This is a genomic window from Hyalangium sp., from assembly GCF_045802625.1.
Taxonomy (GTDB): Bacteria; Myxococcota; Myxococcia; order Myxococcales; family Myxococcaceae; genus Hyalangium.
Genome location: NZ_JBJMQP010000035.1, coordinates 22,467 through 37,002, shown reverse-complemented (window position 1 = coordinate 37,002; position 14,536 = coordinate 22,467). Strand labels below are relative to the sequence as shown.

Genomic DNA, 14,536 nt, shown 5'->3' with positions numbered 1-14,536 from the left:
GTCCGACACCGTGTACGTGAAGCTCACCGAGCCCGTGTAACCAGCCGTCGGCGTGAAGATGACTCCGCTGCCCCCTGGCGCCACCGACACCGTGCCACCGCTGGTCGGCTGGGTGACGGCAGAGACGGTGAGCGTCTCGCCCGTGTCGGGAGCGCTCGAATCGTTGGCCAGCACATCCAGCGTGCTGGCACCGCTGTTGGCGGCGACCGTGAAGGTATCGGCCACGCCCGTGGGCGGATCATTCACTGGCGTCACCGTGACCGTCACGGTCGCCGTGGCGCTGCCGCCGTTACCGTCCGAGATGGTGTACGTGAAACTCGTGGTGCCATTGAAGTTGGCGGCGGGTTTGAAGCTGACATTGGTGGCCGTGAAGGTCACCAAGCCGTTGGCCGGCTGAGTCACTCCCGTGATGGTCAACGTCTCGCCCGTATCCGGCGCGATCGAGTCGTTGGCCAGCACGTTGATCACGGTGGCCGCACTGTCCTCGGCCACCGTGGCCGTGTCGTTGTTGGCCGTCGGTGGATCGTTCACCGGCGTCACCGTGACGGTAACCGTGGCGGTGGCCGTACCGCCGTTGCCGTCCGAGATGGTGTACGTAAAGCTCGTGGTGCCGTTGAAGTTGGCGGCGGGCGTGAAGCTGACGTTGGTGGCCGTGAAGGTCACCAAGCCATTGGCCGGCTGAGTCACTCCGGTAATGGTCAGCGTCTCACCCGTGTCCGGCGCCGTGCTGTCATTGGCCAGCACGTTGATCACCGTCGCCGCACTGTCCTCGGCCACCGTGGCCGTGTCGTTGTTGGCCGTCGGCGGGCTGTTCACCCGATTGACGGTGGTGCTCGTCGAAGCCGAGTTATTCGTCGAGACCGGATCCGTCGTCGACGTGCTCACCGAGGCCGTCGCGGTCAGCGTCGCGTTCGCGTTCGGCACTGTCACCTGCACCGTGATGGCGGGTGCCGCCACTGCGGAAGCCGCCGTGGGCCGCGTGCACGTCACCACCCCGGCCGCCTGGCTGCAGGTCCAGCCCGTCCCCGATGCGCTGACGAACGTCACTCCCGCTGGCAGGTTCAACGTCGCCGTGACCGAGGACGCCTGGCTCGGCCCCAGGTTGTTGACGCTGAGCGTGTACGTGAGCGTGCCATTCCCGTTCACCGGGTCCGGCGCGTCGGTGAGCGCCACCGCCAGGTCCGCGCGGTAAGTGACCGTGTCACTGTCCGTGGCGCTGTTGTTGGCCGCCGTCGGATCCGTATTGCTGCTGTTCGCTGGGGAGGCCACCGTGACCGTGTTGGCCAGCGGGCTCGAGGCCGCCGGATCCACCGTGGCCGTCACCGTGAAGGTGGCGGTGCCGCCACTGGCCAGCGCGCCGAGTGCGCTGTTGATGTTGCCCGCGCCGCTCGTGGTCCCGCACGCCGCCGCGGGAGCGCAAGTCCAGTTCACCCCCGTGAGCGAGCTCGGGAAGGAGTCCGTCACCACCGCCCCCGTCACCGCGTTGGGCCCGTTGTTGGTGACGGTGATGGTGTACGTCACCGGGGTGCCCGCCACGACGCTGGTGACACCGTCCGTGATCGTGATGGCCAGGTCCGAAGGCAGGCACAAGGGCAGCGACGCCACCGCCGTCCCCAGCTGCCCGAGCGCGCCGTCCGTGGCGCCGTTGGAGGGGAACTCGGTGAGCGAGGTGGAGGTGGTCATCCCGGCCAAGCCGCCGTTCACGTTGCGCGTCACCGTCCCGCCCGACGCCGCGATGTAGCCGCCGCCACCGCCGCCGCCCGGGCCCTCCGCCTCGGCGCTGGTGATGAGCTGGTTACCGCCTCGCCCGCCGTTCGCGTCGATGACAATCCCGCTGAGCGCCCGCGCCGACACCACCACCGTGCCGCCCGCGCCGCCGCCGCCCGGCGCATCATTGTGCGCGGGGATCGTGTCCGTGCCCTGGGCGCCGTTGGCGGAGATGCCGCCCGAGCCCGTCACCGTGTCCGCCACCACCCACACGAGCCCGCCGCCGTTGCCACCCGCGCCCGCCGCGGCGTTGTTGCCGTCTCCCGCGCCGCCGCCGCCGCCCAGGAACAAGCGCGTGGCCGGATCATTGGCCACCGGCCGCCCTCCCAGGCCGCCCACGGGCTCCCGGCTGTCTCCGCCCCAGGTGGCCGACCCTGGAGCCAGGGTCAACGCGTCCTGATTATTGGCCGAGTAGGTGTAGCCACCGCGGCCGCCGCCCGAGGAGTTCGTCCGGGCATTGCCATTGGCCATGTAGCCCGGGTCCAGAGCCCAGGCCGCGGCGCCCGTGACGGCGCTCCGCATGACGCCCTGGCCCGTCCACGCGTTGCCGTTGTCGCCGTTGGCGCCACCACCGCCGCCCGCGTTGTGCGCGTTGCCTCCACCACCGCCCTGAGCCGGCGCGCCGCGGCCATACCGGCCGTTGAGCCCGTCATATTCCGTCTGGTAGCCGCCGATGCCCTCACCCTTCTCGGCCCCGAGCGTCAGGTCCGTGGTGCGGAACGTGACGACGTTCGAGCCCAGGGCCGAGTTGCCGTTGTCCGCCGCGCCGCCCCGGAAGCCCGCCGCGTCCGCATTCAACGTGCCGTTCAGGGTCAGCGCGTTCTGCACCTGCAGCGCGAGCACACCGCCGCGCGTGCCATCCCACGGCATGGCCGCCACGCTCGCCCCGGTGTTGACGGTGAGGCTGGTGAGCTGGGGCACTCGCACCACCTGCGCTCCCGCCGCCGCCGTGTAGCTGTTGCGCAGCCCGCCGCAATTCGTGGTGTTGATGTTGATGGTGCCGGCGCCGCCGATGGAGGCCACCGTGACGAGCTCGTAGCGCCCCGCGTTGTTGAGCGCCGTCACCGTGCCGTAGGCCGTCGTGTCCGTCGAGGTGATGGTGGCGCCCTCCATCTGGATGATCATCAGCAGATCACCCACCGCCAGGTTCCCGAACTGTGTGCTGTTGAGGTTGGCGATGGCGGTGACCTTGATGCTGGTGGCCCCCGCCGCCGCGTCCTGCGCGAGCGCCGCGTAGTTGTTGAGCACCTGCCCGGCGGTGGTGACGGTGAAGGGCCCGTCCATGCCCACCAGCGCCGAGCTCGACACGGCCACGGGCTCGGAGGGAGCGGAGGCGCTCACGGCTGGCGCGGGCTCCGTGGAGCACGCGGCGATCAGCGCGCTCAACAAGGGAGCAACCCACTTCGAAGGCTCAAGTCTTCTGGAAGGATTCATGGCTGGAGGGAAGACCGAGAGAGGGCCTACGGACGCAGGGCGCCCGCGGAGTGCAGCGACCCGACTCGCTGCACCTGATTGAAATATTTTAGACATGCCGCACAGAAAGCGTCAAAAAGTCGTCAATGGGGTGTTATTGGGGCTCGAAGGACTTGAAAACGGCAGGAGAGCCCTGAGGGGTGGGACTGCGTCGGCGGGACAGAGCAGTGTCCATGCCAACGGTCCAACTGGCTGTTTTTCCTCGATGCCGCGTTAGGCCGGCCACCATTCTCGGGGGCTGCTGCGTCCATCCGCGCCGGTTGCCGCATTACGAAAGGAAGCACGCCTGGGCGCCGGATCAGAGCGCCCGGCCGGTTCGGGTATTTTGGAGGCATGAGCCAGCCCGCCGAGCCGGAGGTGGTTGCCTACCGCGAGTCCCTGCGCGAGCACTTCGCGCGGCTCAACCTCCAGTGGATCGAAGAGTACTTCCGGGTGGAGGAGGCGGACCGGCTCGTCTTCGCGGATCCGCACGGCGCCTTCGTGGCGAGCGGGGGCGAGGTGTTCTTCGCGCTCCACGGCGGACAGGTGCTCGGCACGTGCGCGCTGCGCAAGGAGTCCGAGGACGCCTACGAGCTGTGCAAGATGGCGGTGGCGCCCGAGGCCCGAGGGCTCGGGCTGGGCGATGCGCTGATGCACGCGGTGGTGCGCTTCGCCCGGGAGAAGGGCGCGCGCCGGGTGTACCTGGTGTCGAACACGAAGCTGGGGCCGGCGCTCGGGCTGTACCGCAAGCACGGCTTCGAGACCACGCGCCTGGGCGCCGAGGTCGGCCAGCAGGCCGGCTACGAGCGCGCGGACATCGAGATGGTGCTCACGCTGCGGCCGTAGGGTTGTCCTGCGCCAGTGGGATTCAGGAGGCGCGAGTCGTCACTGGGTTCTGCTGATAACGAGCGTTGTGGGCGGCCAGTGCTACCGTAGGCTCATGGTTGAGTCCGTCACGCTCCAGAACTTCAAGAGCTTCGGAGAGAAGCAGACCGTCCCCCTCGAGTCGATCACGGTGCTCGTCGGCCCGAACAACTCGGGCAAGTCGAACTTCATGAGCGTGGGCCGCTTTCTGACGAACAGCCTTGTCGCCAACGTGCCGGAGGCGATTCGTCAGGAGGGGGAGTTCTTCTTCCACCGTCCACCTTTCGAGAGCGGACCGTGCGTCATTGGTTGGACCAGTCCAGAAGGGACTTATTCCACAACGCTTCTGCAGAGCGGTAACCTTATTGACGAGGAGCGCTTCGAACCAACTACTGGTGAAGCACCCTTCGTTCGGCGGGGGGCAGTCCTGCGTTTCACCGGCACGCAAGGGACTACCCCAACGAACCCTCACTCCTTTGTTGTTTCACAACTCCGCTCGCGAGATCCACGAAACGCTGTGCCCCTGGCTCTGTGGAAGCCTTTCAAGAGTACTCGAACCGTCAAGCTCTCCTTGGGCGCCTTGAGGGGAGACTCCGAAGTCGTTCCACAGCCAGAAATTGGGCTCGACGGCCAAGGACTGGCCGCCGTTCTGGGGCTCTGGCGCGGAGCCATGCCCGAGAAGGCTGAAGCGCTCCAGCGATTCCTGACCCGCTGCCTTCCCGAGATGGAGAACGTCTTCGTACGCCCTGCCCCCGTTCCTGGGCACCAGCGCCTGTGGTTCAAGCAGAAGGATGGGCTGGAGATCGACTCCGAGCATGTATCCGACGGCGTGCTCGCATTCACCGCCTTGGCCATGCATGCGCTCAGCGTGGAGCCGGGGCAGCTTCTCTTCATTGAAGAGCCCGAGCAATCCATCCACCCCAAGCGCCTCCGAGAGCTGGTGGATCTGCTCAGGGACATCGTCCAGGAGAGAGCCTGCCAGTTCGTCATCGCCACCCACTCGACCGTGCTCCTCAACGCCTTCCAGGATCAGCCCGAGGCCATCCTCCTCTTCCGGCGCTCCGAGACCGGCACACGCGTCAAGCGACTGAGCGACGTTCCGGAGTTGCTCGAGGCCCTCCAACGGACGCCGCCTGGAGATCTCCTAGAGACCGGTGCCTTCAGCGCTTCATTCTGAGGTCTACCGTGCTCACCGTCGCCATCGCCAGTGAGTTCAACGCCTTCGATGGCGAGCTCTACCGCTATCTCCTCGAACGGATCCTGGGCGTGGAAGTCCAGGCGTGGAAGAGCGAGTTCGAGTTCAATGGGTGCAAGCACGTACGGAAGCAGACGGGGCTCTTCCTGAAGAAGGCCGCAGATGCAGGTGTCCAGCACGCGCTCGTCGCCATCGACAATGATGGCGGGAGCGCGCGTGGATTGCCTCACAAGCCGGATCATCAGGTCGAACGCGAGGTCGAGGACCCCGATGGATGCCGCGTGTGCTGGCTGCTCGAGACGATTCCTTCCACCTGGCGAGCAGCGCCCTACCGCTCCTGTGTGGTCGTCCCCATCCAAACGCTCGAAACCTGGCTCCTCATCATCCAGGGACACACTTTCACCGAACCCTCCCCAGAGCAGCGCTACAACCGTGCCGTCTTGAAGAAGGACTGCTTCGGCAAGCTTCCCCTGTCGAGTCAAGAGCGTCAGCGCATCGCGCTCGAGTTGCTGAAGCAGCCGGAGGCCTTGCCGAAACTCTCGCTCCGCCCAAGCTTCCAGCACTTCATGAATCAGGTGCTCGCTTGGTAGGTACTCAAGGTCGAGGCAACAAATCTTCTCGCGCATCCACGTGAAAGTGCTGGGACAGCCACTGCGCAAGCGCGGCATCTAGGATGCGGCTTGTCGAGGTCTCGTCGTACCTGAGCGACCGGCCTAACGCACGGGTCAGCTCGACCAGCACTTCTTCCACTCGCTGGATGCCCTGGAGCTTCACCCGGTTCTCCTCCGCCGCGTAGGACCGGACCTGCCGCGCGACCTTCTCAGCCTCCGGTGGACCCAGGACACGGACGTAGTCGACGACGAGGGTCCCGAAGTAATCCGCTCCCAGCTCGTTGCTCAGCGGGAGTAAGCGCTCACGGAGCAGCAGCACGAATCGTTCCGCCTCTCCGGCCTCATCCACCATCCGCGCGCCTGCCTCCAGCGACCAGTTCGTGAATGCTTCCGAGTGCGGAATGCGCATCTCGGACAACTGCCGGTGCAGCGAGAGGATGACGACGTACTCAGGACCCCGGCCCGCATTCTCCAGGTGGATGCGGACGATCTGGCTGCCCGACCGCAGGCGTTCCTTGAGCAGCCGCACATAGGGATCATCCGCGACCCCGGCCAGTGCGTAATGAATCAAGGTAGACCAGTCGCCAAGCATGGCAGGAGGCTCCTTCTTTCAGCTTCCTGCGTCAACCGCCGCCGGGGCAACGGCCCATCCTGTAGACAGTCGGCCCGCTCAGTAGCCGCTGGCGTACTGGAAGTGCATCGGGTCGACGTTGCCCTTGAAGTCACCGCCCCAGGTGAAGCCCCACTCCTTGAAGTGCTTCACCAGCTCGGGGTTCACCTTGCCGGGCCGCGGGTTGGCGTTGATGTCGAAGGCGATGCCCCACGAGTGCACCGACGGCTGCGGCGGCTGCAGATCCCGCCCCGTCTTCGCGTCCCGCTTGTTGCGCACGAAGCCCGGGTACATGCCGTCGAAGGTCTTGATGTACTTGAGCAGATCCTTCTTCTGCGCGTCCTCCAGGCATGCCTTCATCACCGGCGCCATCTTCGCGTTCATGGTGACGTTCACCATCTTGCCGCCCGGGCCCAGCGGCAGCTGCGTCGTCACCATGTTCTTGCCCGCCTCACCGAACGTCGCCTTGATGGCCGCCAGCCCGTGCGGCGGCGGGAAGATGCCCCCGCCCGGCGCCGGTCCCGGAATGCCGTTGAGCGGCGGCTGCCCCGCCAGCGCCCGCTGCATCTCCTCGTGCGTGGCCGGGCCGAACTTGCCCACCTGCGGCAGCCCGCGGTCCGCCTGGAACGCCTTCACCGCGCTCTCCGTCATAGGCCCGAACGAGCCGTACCCCGCCCCGTCCCTCACCGAGCCCGGCAGGTAGTGCAGATCAATCAGCCGATCCTGCAGCTGCTTCACCGCCGGCCCCTTCGCCCCGCGCTCGAGCCCCGCCGCGGGCACGCCCTGCGAGGGCGCCGGCCCGGAGAAGTGCCGCACCATCGCCTCGTGCGTCTTCGGGCCAAACGAGCCCACCTGCTGCAGGCCCTCGGACTTCTGGAAGGCCTTCACCGCCGCCTCCGTCTTCGGCCCGAAGGTGCCGTAGCCCGTGCTGCTCTTCACCGAGGCCGGCAACAGCTTCAAGTCGATCAGCCGATCCTGCAGCTGCTTCACCCCCGCCCCCGTCGCCCCACGCGACAGCCCCTCGGGCGGCACCGGCTGCGAGGGCGCCGCGGCCCGAGTGCTCGACGCGCCGAACGAATCCCCCGCGTGACGAGTGGCCGAGCTGCGAGTGATGGTGGACGTCATGGGTGCTGGCTCCGAGCGATCAGAAATCCAGCTCCATTATCGGCCCCACCCTGCCGCAGGTTGTCACACCTGCTCCAGGCGAGGAGTTTCCAGGGGTTGGGCGCCGAAAAAGAAGATGACGGGACTGTCCCCCGCCCCAATCCTCCGCCAAGGGGGACCGCCCCGTCATCCGGACTCAAGGCTTCAAAAGGCGGGCGCTCAGACGAAGGCGCCCAGGAAATCCTGCAGCTTGCGCTTCGGCGGGCGCTCGGCAGCCGCGGCCTCGGCGGCCTGCGGGAGGCTCCCACCGCATGCGGCGCAGGGGGACCCGGGCGCCGGCTGCGTCACGTGCGAGGACTCGGTCGAACCCGACCCACACACACACACGCGCGGCATCACCAGCGGAGCGCTCTGAGCACCCTGCACCGTCACGTTGTCGAGCCGCATCATCTTCCTCTCATCCCCGGGGGGTTTGGCCTTCCAGCCGTCCCCTCCCCGAAGCAAGGGAGCCGGCTTGCTGCGCACGCTGTGACTCAAAAACCGGCCGCCTTATCCCATTACTCCCAGGAAATCTCGTATTCACTGTCCAACATGCCAGTAGGACGGCCACTTACATTCACGCTGCGAACGCCGGTGGCCTCCAGCACGCCCTGCAACAGTCCCTTGGTGAAGGCGGGCGGCATGAAGTCTCGCTGGGCGACGAAGAGGCCGGTGCGCTCGGAGACGGACCAGACCACGCGCCGCTCGCCATAGCTGACGGCGGTGCGGTAGCTGGTGGGCAGCTGGTTGAGCAGCCTCCGAGGGCTGTTGCTCGCCAGCAGCACCATCGTCTTGCCCGGCGGCGAGGCCAGGAAGTCTCGGGCTGACTGGGCCCCCATGCGCCGCAGCACCCCGGCGCCCCCACCCGAGCGGGGGCCAATGCAGCGGACCAGCTCGAGGGACATGCGCAGCAAGTCGAGGACGGGATAATTGAAGAAATCGATGAAGCGCTTCTCACCAATGAGCTGCTGGCAGCGGTCCGCGGTCTCGCTCCCACCGAGTGCGCGTGCGACTTCGAGCGCCCCGTTGAAGAACATTCCGCGAGCCGTATCCGTGGGGCTGGCCATGGCCATCCGATGGCGGAGCTGTCGCTCCACGTCCAGGTCCAGCACCGGTTGTGTCGACTCGAGCTGTGCGTGCATGGGAAGAGAGCTTCCTGGTGTGAACCTGATGGAGGAGGGCCGCAGACCGCTGCCGTCTCCAGCGATGAGCAGGATCCTTGCCAACCGCCGGGCTCTCGAAAATCAAGGACTTATACCCGAGGCCCCATTTCAAGGCTGAAGCCTCCATGCCATGAAAGTCTCGGTGAAGGCGTGAAGTTTCGCGGGAATGGGCCAATACTTCATTCTTGAAGCGTGAAGATTCACCTATGAAGCATCCCAGCGACTCCTTTACCGATCGCAGCCCGCGCAAGCCCCTGTACGTGCAGGTGGTGACGCAGCCGGCGTTGCACGGGTGCTGGTCGGTGAACATCAGCGAGACGGGCATTGGCCTGGTGGCCACCCCGCGTGGCGGGGAGGGGGAGGGTCCGCGCGAGGGGCAGGAGCTCGACATGGCGTTCTCGCTGCCGGACTCGCACGCGCGCATCCGGGTGCGCGGCGAGGTGCGGTGGCGGCACGACACGGAGGGCGCCGAGGGCGGCACGGTGACGGCGCTGGGCGTGGCCTTCCAGGCCTTCGAGGGCTCGGATCGGGTGACGCTGGCGCGCTACCTGCTGGAGAGCGCGCTGCACGTGGCGGTGGCGTACGCCACGGAGGCCCAAGCGCGCATCATCCGCACGGCGCTGGACGGGCACGCGCGGCTGGGCTTCGCGGCGGCGCCGGCGGAGGTGTACTCGCTGCTGTCTCGCGGAGACGTGGCGGTGCTGCTGGTGGCGGGGTGGGACGAGGTGCAGGCGCTGTCGCTGGTGGAGCAGCTCACGGCGCGGCGCATGGAGGAGGTGGACGCCACGGGGGCCGCTCCCCCCAGTGACATGGCCGCGCGCATCGTCTTCTGCGCGCCCGCGGCGCCCGAGCGGCTGATCGAGCTGTTCAACTCGGGAAGCATCTTCCGCACGCTGGGGCCGTCGCCCGAGGTGCCGGTGCTGCAGCAGGCCGTGCTGGACGCGGGGCGCGAGCACGGGGTGCGCACCGAGCAGCGGCGCATGGGGTTGGAGCTGGAGCGCAACCTGCTGCGCGAGCGCGCGCTGATGAGCGGGCCCGCGGGGACGCCGGCTCCCGCGCCGGGAGATGGGCCTGGGTTCTCGAGCCCGGCGATGCAGCGGGTGCTGGACCTGGTGCGCGTGGCGGCGCCTCACCGGGTAGCGGTGCTGCTGCAAGGCGAGACGGGCACGGGCAAGGAGGTGCTGTCACGCATCATCCACCGGATGAGCGGCCGCGGAGACGTGCCGCTGGTGGTGCAGGACTGCGGCGCGCTGACGGAGACGCTGCTGGAGAGCGAGCTGTTCGGCCACGTGAAGGGCGCCTTCACCGGCGCGGTGGCGGACCACCCGGGCCTGTTCGTCCTGGCGGACGGCGGCACCATCTTCCTGGACGAGATTGAGAACACCACGCCCAACCTCCAGATCAAGCTGCTGCGCGTGCTGGAGGGCGGGGACGTGAGGCCGGTGGGCGGCACCCAGGTGCGGCACGTGGACGTGCGCGTGGTGGCGGCGAGCAACCGCGACCTGTCCCAGGAGGTGCGCGCCGGCCGCTTCCGGGCGGACCTGTTCTACCGGCTCAACAGCTTCATCATCGATCTGCCCCCGCTGCGCGATCGTCCCGAGGATGTGCTCTCGCTGGCGCGGCACTTCCTGGAGCTGTTCAACCGGGCGCTGAAGCGCTCGGCGAGTGGGATCGCCGCGGAGGCGGAGGAGGCGCTGCTGGCGTACTCGTGGCCGGGCAACGCTCGCGAGCTGCGCAATGTGATGGAGCGCGCGGTGCTGCTCTCTCAGCCGGGAGAGATGGTGACGCGGCGGCTGTTGCCTCCGACGCTGGTGGGCACCCGCCAGGCCAACCCGGTGCTGACAGGCACGCTGAAGACGCGGCTGGAGCTGGTGGAGCGGGACATCATCCGCGAGGCGCTGGAGCAACACGGCGGCGTGCTGCGGCGCGCGGCGGTGGCGCTGGGCATGGATCCCGTCACCCTGGGGCGACGGGCCCGCCGTCATGGGCTGTGGAAGAACGAGTGAGCCTGCCTCTCGGGCTCACGGCTCCAACACGCAGCCGTCATGGGCGTTCTCGTAGTGGGCTCGCGCGCCCCAGAGCAGCAGCGCCGAGGTCTCCACCGCCTTCTTCTCTCGGTCAATGGTGAGGCTCGCCACGGCCGGGTCGGCCTTCACGAAGGCGCGGCAGAACTCCTCCTCCCGCTCCATCACGAAGAGGCACGAGCAGGCGTCCTTGGCCGTGTAGGCCGTCACGAGCACCAGATCGTTGTTCTGGTACTTGTGCCGGCTGGTGCCGCTCCCGCACGAGGACAGCACTGGGAGCAGGGCCGCGAGCAGCACCCCGAGCACCGTGCGCTTCATGGCGCGCCCTCCACCAGCGGGATGGCCCGCGCCAGGAAGGCGTTGAGCTCGAAGGCCTTCTTCCGGTCATCCGCCATGCGCACCACCACCAGATCCAACGAGGGGATGACGGTGACGGACTGTCCCCAGTGTCCGCGCATGGCGAAAGCGTCCTCAGGCGCGTCCGGCCAGGGCCTCTGCTCCTGGAAACCAGGCACGGGGCGATTGAGCCAGAGCTGCCAGCCGTTCACGTCTCCTGGATCCCAGTCCACGCGCTTCTGCTTGAGGCCCTCGGGGACGGCCACGGACTGGGCCACCCACCCCTCCGGCAGCAGGCGCTGGCCCTCCCAGCAGCCATCATTGAGGAACAGGAAGCCCAGCTTCGCCCAGTCGCGCGGCGTGGCGTGCGCCAGCGAGGAGCCCACCACCGTGCCCTTCCCATCCCGCTCGAAGATCACGCTGCGCGCCCCCACCGGCTCGAACAGCAGCTTCCACTCCCACCCGTCTCCGAAGCGCGGGCGCATCGCCGCCTCCACCACTCCCGCCAGCAGCGTGGCGTCCCCCGAGGAGTACTCCCAGCTCGTCCCCGGCTTGTCCCGCAGCGCGTGCGAGGTGATGAAGCCCACCATGTCCCGGCGTCCCTCGCCGTAGAGCATCGCCAGCACCGAGGACGTCTGGAGCGAGCCGTTCTCGTAGCCCTCCTTCCAGTCCAGCCCCGAGCTGAACTCGAGCAGGTTGCGCACCGTGATGGCGCACGCGGCCTCGTTCGTCGCCTTCACGTGCTTGCAGATGGGGTCATCCACCGACAGCACCCCATGCCCCACCGCCACCGCCGTGAGCGCATTGGTCACGCTCTTCGACATGGACCAGCCCAGGTGCCGCTGGTTCGCCTGGAAGCCTCGCGCATAGCGCTCGTACACCAGCCGCCCACGGTGGATGATGAGCACTCCGTCCGTGCGGATGCCGTTGCGCTCCTCGTCCTTGCCCTCCAGCGTGAAGGCATAGTCCTCGAAGGCCTTGAGCGCCTGCTCGCGCCCGGCGGGCAACGCTCCCTGAGGCCAGTCCTGCGTCGGCCACGTGTCTCGCGAGGGACAGGCCGCCACCGCGAGCCTCGGCACCACGAGCACCGCCACCAACAACCCCAGCAGCCCGCTCATCGCGGGTGAGCCTGAGCGTCTCGTCATCCACCTCACCGCCCCGGGCAGCACCCCCGCTTCCACCAGCGTCAGCAGGGCCGCGTCTCCGAGCCTCCGCGCCGAGGCGCCCGCCCAGATCGCGCCCACCAGCACCAGCACCTGGAGCCCGAGCGCCACGCCCAGCGCCGCCCCCGTGCGCGTGCCCCGAGCACCGTCCCGGCGGCTGAGCCAGCGCTCCACCACCACGACCGCCAGCGCGGGCAGCACCAGGACGATGAGCAGCGCCGGCAGGGCCGCCAGCACCGTGCTGGTCCCGAGCGCGCCCACCCACCTGCCCAGCCACAGCGACACGGGGACGCTCAGCACGGCCACCGCCATGCTCGCGACCCACCGGCCCCCGCTCGCGGGAGGCCGAGCCTCCAGGCTACCTGTTGGGGCAGCCTCGGTTGAGGCACTCGACACTCCAGCGGGGTGCGGCGAAGGCATGGCTCGCCGTTTTACCACCCACGCCGCTCCGCGGTACGGCCCTGTCCAACCTCCTCACCAGGGCCACGGCACCCCCTTCGCCAGGTTAGAAGGGAATGTCCTCGTCGGTGTGTGGAGGCGGCTCGCTGTCATCCCGGGAGGACGGCGCGCCGCCGCGATCCTCTTCCCCGCCACCACCGCCGCGCTGGCGGGCGATCTCCGCCTCGATGGCCGCCAGCAGCGCGCGCTCCTTGTCATGCCAGCGCGACTTGCTCGGGTCCGCCAGAGAGCGCCGCGCGCCGTTGGCGTAGTACTCCAGGTCCTGCATGGTCGCGCCGCGGATGGGCCCACCCTTGCTGCGGCCGTAGTTGGGGAACACCTCGCCCCCACCTCCGCCGCCGCTGGAGCCGCCCCCGCTGCTGTACGCTCGCCGGGGGGCCCCGGTGCTCGCCGGAGCCGCCTCGGGCGTGCCGCCGATGAAGAGCTCGCCCATCTGCAGCGTGAAGCCGTCCTCGATCTTGAACGCGGTGCCCACACGCACGTGCTCGACGCGCCCGTCAGGGCGCTGCACGGCCACGGAGACCGGATAGCCTTGCTCGCTCATGCCGCCCGAATCCCATCCCCCGGCAGGTCTGTCAACGGCCGTGTGACCTGACGTGTCGGGAAGCCACGGCACGAGGGCGGGCTCCGCTCGGACTCCCCACTCGCTTCGGCACTCGCGGGCCACCGCCGTGGCGGCCCTGTCCGTCAGCAAGCCCGGCGGCTCCCTCTCGAGGGGAGCCCACGGCTCAGTTCAGGGAGACCTTCTCCGCGCTCCCCTTCTTGCGCACCCACGCCTTGGGCTTGGGCGGCTCCTTGGGAGCCACGGGCTCGGGCTCCCGGTCGCGCGCCGCGGCGCGGCCCCGAGGCAGCTTCATATCCCGCGCCGACTGGGGCGGAGCATCATCCACCCAGTCCGCCGGGCGGCGGTTGGTGCGGATCAACAAGCGCAGCTTCTGGTAGTGCGCCGAGCAGTAGCCCTTGGAGCGCGCCGGCCGCCTGCAGCCGCTCACCGCGCAGCTGAAGCCGGAGGTGGGGGCCGCCTTCGCCCTCGGCGCCGGAGCCGCCTCCGGAGCGCGTGCGGGAGCCGCTCGCTGGGGGGGCGCCTGTGTCTGGGCGTGCCGCAGCACCACCTCCCGGCCTCGCTGGGCGAGCAGCGGCGCGAGCTGCCCCGTGACGTTGCGCAGCGCCTGGAGCGAATCCAACCCTCGCTCGAGCTGCGCGATGGACTTCTGGAGCGGGCTGAGCTGGGCCGCCAGCTCACCCCGAATCATCTCTCGAAGAGCTTTCTCGAAGGACATGTGGCGCCACATATACACCCAAGGGAGCGCCGTGGTGAGTCCCCTGTCACCCCGAGAAAAAAAAAGAGCCCCGAGGTTGTGCACCTCGGGGCCGGTTGGGAGCCTCGCGAGCTCGGTGTTACCGGGCGCGAGCGCTCAGCTTGAAGCGCCGGTTGCGACGCCGGGAGCGCGGAACCACCCACGCCACCCAGAGCACCAGCACCGCTGGAATGAAGAGTTGAACCATGGCCATCCCCCCGAATCGAATCCACCTGTCAGACCGGACAGGCGCCCCTCCGTGTTGCTGAAATGAGCGGACACGAGCCGCGCAGCGCTCGGGGCACGAGCCCTCAAGGACACGCTCTACTCATCCACCCTGACACTGCCTGCGGCGAGCGGCCTCAGCCCTCGCCGTGCACCTGCGCCGCTGCCCGCTGGGCCTCCGACACGGACTTGCCGGAGGACTCGGCCGGGCGCGGCTTTGTGCGTT

At 68.5% G+C, this 14,536-nt stretch carries 13 protein-coding genes; 4 read left to right on the top strand and 9 right to left on the bottom strand.

The features are described from left to right. On the bottom strand, positions 1-3,156 hold a 3,156-nt coding region (locus tag ACJ8AT_RS05660; protein ID WP_407736579.1), incomplete at its 3' end, for a beta strand repeat-containing protein. A 417-nt stretch (positions 3,157-3,573) separates the two neighbouring features. Here ACJ8AT_RS05660 and ACJ8AT_RS05655 point away from each other — a divergent pair. The 3 genes from ACJ8AT_RS05655 (at position 3,574) to ACJ8AT_RS05645 (ending at position 5,868) form a co-directional block, all read left to right on the top strand. Next, positions 3,574-4,065, top strand: a complete 492-nt coding sequence (locus ACJ8AT_RS05655; protein ID WP_407736578.1) for a GNAT family N-acetyltransferase — start codon at positions 3,574-3,576, stop codon at positions 4,063-4,065. A 94-nt stretch (positions 4,066-4,159) separates the two neighbouring features. Beyond that, positions 4,160-5,260 (top strand): AAA family ATPase, encoded by a 1,101-nt coding sequence (locus tag ACJ8AT_RS05650; RefSeq protein WP_407736577.1) that lies wholly within the window; start codon positions 4,160-4,162, stop codon positions 5,258-5,260. An 8-nt stretch (positions 5,261-5,268) separates the two neighbouring features. Continuing rightward, on the top strand, positions 5,269-5,868 hold the full coding sequence (locus tag ACJ8AT_RS05645; protein WP_407736576.1) for a hypothetical protein: 600 nt from the start codon (positions 5,269-5,271) through the stop codon (positions 5,866-5,868). A gap of 4 nt (positions 5,869-5,872) precedes the next feature. On the opposite strand, the gene ACJ8AT_RS05640 is transcribed toward ACJ8AT_RS05645, so the two are convergent. From ACJ8AT_RS05640 to ACJ8AT_RS05625, 4 genes are all read right to left on the bottom strand, one after another. Next, positions 5,873-6,481: a hypothetical protein gene (locus ACJ8AT_RS05640; RefSeq protein WP_407736575.1), complete on the bottom strand. Its 609-nt coding sequence runs from the start codon at positions 6,479-6,481 to the stop codon at positions 5,873-5,875. A gap of 78 nt (positions 6,482-6,559) precedes the next feature. Continuing rightward, positions 6,560-7,624, bottom strand: a complete 1,065-nt coding sequence (locus ACJ8AT_RS05635) for a peptidoglycan-binding protein (protein ID WP_407736574.1) — start codon at positions 7,622-7,624, stop codon at positions 6,560-6,562. Positions 7,625-7,822: 198 nt separating this feature from the next. After that, a complete protein-coding gene (locus ACJ8AT_RS05630; protein WP_407736573.1) occupies positions 7,823-8,053 on the bottom strand; it encodes a hypothetical protein in 231 nt (76 codons plus the stop codon). Between the two features lie 107 nt (positions 8,054-8,160). Then, positions 8,161-8,784 carry a DUF2378 family protein gene (locus ACJ8AT_RS05625; RefSeq protein ID WP_407736572.1) on the bottom strand — a complete coding sequence of 208 codons (624 nt, stop codon included), beginning with the start codon at positions 8,782-8,784 and terminating at the stop codon, positions 8,161-8,163. Between the two features lie 227 nt (positions 8,785-9,011). On the opposite strand from ACJ8AT_RS05625, the gene ACJ8AT_RS05620 reads away from it, so the two are divergent. Next, the gene (locus ACJ8AT_RS05620) at positions 9,012-10,811 is read left to right on the top strand and encodes a sigma 54-interacting transcriptional regulator (protein ID WP_407736571.1); all 1,800 of its coding nucleotides are present in this window, start codon (positions 9,012-9,014) and stop codon (positions 10,809-10,811) included. A 15-nt stretch (positions 10,812-10,826) separates the two neighbouring features. Here ACJ8AT_RS05620 and ACJ8AT_RS05615 read toward each other — a convergent pair whose 3' ends face one another. The 4 genes from ACJ8AT_RS05615 to ACJ8AT_RS05600 all read right to left on the bottom strand — a co-directional run bounded on the left by ACJ8AT_RS05615 (position 10,827) and on the right by ACJ8AT_RS05600 (position 14,067). Then, on the bottom strand, positions 10,827-11,147 hold the full coding sequence (locus ACJ8AT_RS05615; RefSeq protein WP_407736570.1) for a hypothetical protein: 321 nt from the start codon (positions 11,145-11,147) through the stop codon (positions 10,827-10,829). Further along, positions 11,144-12,640, bottom strand: a complete 1,497-nt coding sequence (locus tag ACJ8AT_RS05610; protein WP_407736569.1) for a serine hydrolase domain-containing protein — start codon at positions 12,638-12,640, stop codon at positions 11,144-11,146. The genes ACJ8AT_RS05615 and ACJ8AT_RS05610 overlap by 4 nt, the downstream gene beginning before the upstream one ends. Positions 12,641-12,833: 193 nt before the next feature. Continuing rightward, positions 12,834-13,331 (bottom strand): hypothetical protein, encoded by a 498-nt coding sequence (locus ACJ8AT_RS05605; protein ID WP_407736568.1) that lies wholly within the window; start codon positions 13,329-13,331, stop codon positions 12,834-12,836. Between the two features lie 184 nt (positions 13,332-13,515). Beyond that, the gene (locus ACJ8AT_RS05600; protein WP_407736567.1) at positions 13,516-14,067 is read right to left on the bottom strand and encodes a cell wall protein; all 552 of its coding nucleotides are present in this window, start codon (positions 14,065-14,067) and stop codon (positions 13,516-13,518) included. Between the last annotated feature and the right edge of the window lie 469 nt (positions 14,068-14,536).

Coding starts and splice junctions, on each gene's coding strand:
- ACJ8AT_RS05655 (WP_407736578.1), top strand. CDS start 3,574: ATGAGCCAGCCCGCCGAGCCGGAGGTGGTTGCCTACCGCGAGTCCCTG.
- ACJ8AT_RS05650 (WP_407736577.1), top strand. CDS start 4,160: ATGGTTGAGTCCGTCACGCTCCAGAACTTCAAGAGCTTCGGAGAGAAG.
- ACJ8AT_RS05640 (WP_407736575.1), bottom strand. CDS start 6,481: ATGCTTGGCGACTGGTCTACCTTGATTCATTACGCACTGGCCGGGGTC.
- ACJ8AT_RS05635 (WP_407736574.1), bottom strand. CDS start 7,624: ATGACGTCCACCATCACTCGCAGCTCGGCCACTCGTCACGCGGGGGAT.
- ACJ8AT_RS05630 (WP_407736573.1), bottom strand. CDS start 8,053: ATGATGCGGCTCGACAACGTGACGGTGCAGGGTGCTCAGAGCGCTCCG.
- ACJ8AT_RS05625 (WP_407736572.1), bottom strand. CDS start 8,784: ATGCACGCACAGCTCGAGTCGACACAACCGGTGCTGGACCTGGACGTG.
- ACJ8AT_RS05620 (WP_407736571.1), top strand. CDS start 9,012: ATGAAGCATCCCAGCGACTCCTTTACCGATCGCAGCCCGCGCAAGCCC.
- ACJ8AT_RS05615 (WP_407736570.1), bottom strand. CDS start 11,147: ATGAAGCGCACGGTGCTCGGGGTGCTGCTCGCGGCCCTGCTCCCAGTG.
- ACJ8AT_RS05610 (WP_407736569.1), bottom strand. CDS start 12,640: ATGGCGGTGGCCGTGCTGAGCGTCCCCGTGTCGCTGTGGCTGGGCAGG.
- ACJ8AT_RS05605 (WP_407736568.1), bottom strand. CDS start 13,331: ATGAGCGAGCAAGGCTATCCGGTCTCCGTGGCCGTGCAGCGCCCTGAC.
- ACJ8AT_RS05600 (WP_407736567.1), bottom strand. CDS start 14,067: ATGTCCTTCGAGAAAGCTCTTCGAGAGATGATTCGGGGTGAGCTGGCG.